The 2,009-nt window shown below is 71.6% G+C and carries 3 protein-coding genes; all 3 read left to right on the top strand.

Features of this window, described 5'->3' with window-relative positions; genetic code table 11:
• Nucleotides 1-82: 82 nt before the first annotated feature.
• Genes I59_RS05550 through I59_RS05540 form a run of 3 tightly spaced genes read left to right on the top strand, consistent with a single transcriptional unit; the run spans nucleotide 83 to nucleotide 1,986 of the window.
• Nucleotides 83-541, top strand: coding sequence for a MarR family winged helix-turn-helix transcriptional regulator (locus I59_RS05550; RefSeq protein ID WP_022903023.1), 459 nt, complete (start codon nucleotides 83-85; stop codon nucleotides 539-541).
• Between the two features lie 21 nt (nucleotides 542-562).
• Nucleotides 563-985, top strand: coding sequence for an organic hydroperoxide resistance protein (locus I59_RS05545; RefSeq protein ID WP_022903022.1), 423 nt, complete (start codon nucleotides 563-565; stop codon nucleotides 983-985).
• Between the two features lie 26 nt (nucleotides 986-1,011).
• Nucleotides 1,012-1,986 (top strand): zinc-binding dehydrogenase, encoded by a 975-nt coding sequence (locus tag I59_RS05540; protein ID WP_031273019.1) that lies wholly within the window; start codon nucleotides 1,012-1,014, stop codon nucleotides 1,984-1,986.
• Nucleotides 1,987-2,009: the final 23 nt, after the last annotated feature.

The following is a 2,009-nucleotide window of genomic DNA, read 5'->3' as shown; positions in this document are numbered from 1 at the left end:
CCGCCCCGTGCAGATGTCGGTTCCCGCTGCAGCCATCCGCAACTCGGTTGTGCACAACGTTGTTGTGTGCAACACTCGGAGCATGCCGGTGACCGACGAGATGGTGTGCTTCTCGCTCTACGCGGCGTCCCGGGCGACGACCCAGGCGTACCGCGCCCTGCTCGAACCGTGGGGACTGACCTACCCGCAGTACCTGGTGCTCGTCACCCTCTGGATCGAGGGCGACCAGACCGTGTCGTCCCTCGGCGACCACCTCCGACTCGACTCGGGCACCCTCTCGCCGCTGTTGCGCCGGATGGAACAGACCGACCTCGTGCGTCGTGAGCGCCGGAGCACCGACGAGCGCGTCGTCAGCGTGACGCTCGGCGAGCGGGGCCGCTCGATCCGGCCCGAGCTGGCGCACGTCCCGGCCCGCATCGCCCAGGGCATGGGCCTGTCCGACGAGCAGGCCGCACTCGAGCTCATCTCCACGCTCCAGCGCCTCACCGCCACCATGCACGCTGCCGCGGAGCCCCAGCAGGCCGCCGCGCAGCACCACTGACCCCACGAAGGAAGGAACCACATGGAAGCCCTCTACACCGCCGAGGCCCTCTCCACCGGTGCCGGCCGCGACGGCCGCGTCGCGACCAGCGACGGCTCGTTCGCGCTCGACCTCGCGATCCCGAAGGAGATGGGCGGCTCCGGAGCCGGCACGAACCCCGAGCAGCTCTTCGCCGCCGGGTACGCCGCCTGCTTCCACTCCGCGCTCCAGGGCGTCGCCCGCGCGCAGAAGGTGAAGATCGCCGACTCGTCCGTCGGCGGCCGCGTCCAGATCGGCCCGAACGGCAACGGCGGCTACCAGCTCGCCGTCCTGCTCGAGGTCGTGCTGCCCGGGCTCGAGCACGACCAGGCCCAGGCCCTCGCGGACGCCGCGCACCAGGTCTGCCCGTACTCGAACGCGACCCGCGGCAACATCGACGTCACCATCACCGTCTCGGAGGACTGAGCATGACCGACACCATCCCCACCACCATGCGCGCCGTCGTCCACCACGAGTTCGGCGAGCCCGCCGACGTGCTGACCACCGAGGAGCGCCCGGTCCCGACCCCCGGCGCCGGCGAGGTCCTCGTCCGCACCGTCCTCTCCCCCATCCACAACCACGACCTGTGGACGATCCGCGGCACCTACGGCTTCAAGCCCGAGCTGCCCGCAGCCTCCGGCACCGAGGCACTCGGCGTCGTCGAGGCCCTCGGCGACGGCGTCACGAACCTGTCCGTCGGCCAGCGCGTCGCCGGCGGCACCTTCGGCGTGTGGGCCGAGCACTACACCGCGAACGCGGCCGGCCTCGTGCCGGTGCCGGACGACATGTCCGACGAGGCCGCGGCACAGCTCGTGTCGATGCCGTTCAGCGCGATCAGCCTGCTGCACTCGCTCGACCTGCACGAGGGCGACTGGCTCATCCAGAACGCCGCGAACGGCGCCGTCGGGCGCATGGTCGCGCAGCTCGGCAAGGCCCGGGGCATCAACGTGATCGGGCTCGTCCGCCGCGCTGCCGGTGTCGAGGAGCTCCGCGAGCAGGGCATCGACCGCATCGTGGCCACCGACGCCGACGACTGGCAGGACCAGGTCCGCGCGATCACGGGCGGCGCACCGATCATCGCGGGCGTGGAGTCCGTCGGTGGCAAGGCCGCCGGTGACCTCGCCTCCGTCATGGGCGAGAACGGCACCCTCGTCGTGTTCGGCGCGATGGCCTCCCCCACGCTCGAGATCCCGTCGGGCAAGGTCATCTTCGGCCAGCTCACGGTCAAGGGCTTCTGGGGCGCCGTCGTCAGCAAGACGATGGACGCGCCGCTCAAGCAGCAGCTCTTCGGCGAGCTCATCACCCGCGTACTCGACGGGTCGCTGACGCTCCCCGTCTCCGAGGTCTTCCCGTTCGAGGAGGCCCGTGCGGCTGCGCGCGCCAGCGACACCGCGGGCCGCGTCGGCAAGGTGCTCCTGCGCCCGTAGCGGGCCCAGCAGACGGACTGGAG

Origin of the sequence: Curtobacterium sp. B8, assembly GCF_000333315.1 — a bacterium.
Classification (GTDB): domain Bacteria; phylum Actinomycetota; class Actinomycetes; order Actinomycetales; family Microbacteriaceae; genus Curtobacterium; species Curtobacterium luteum.
Note: the sequence above shows the minus strand (reverse complement) of the source record. Positions and strands in the feature narration are given on the sequence as shown.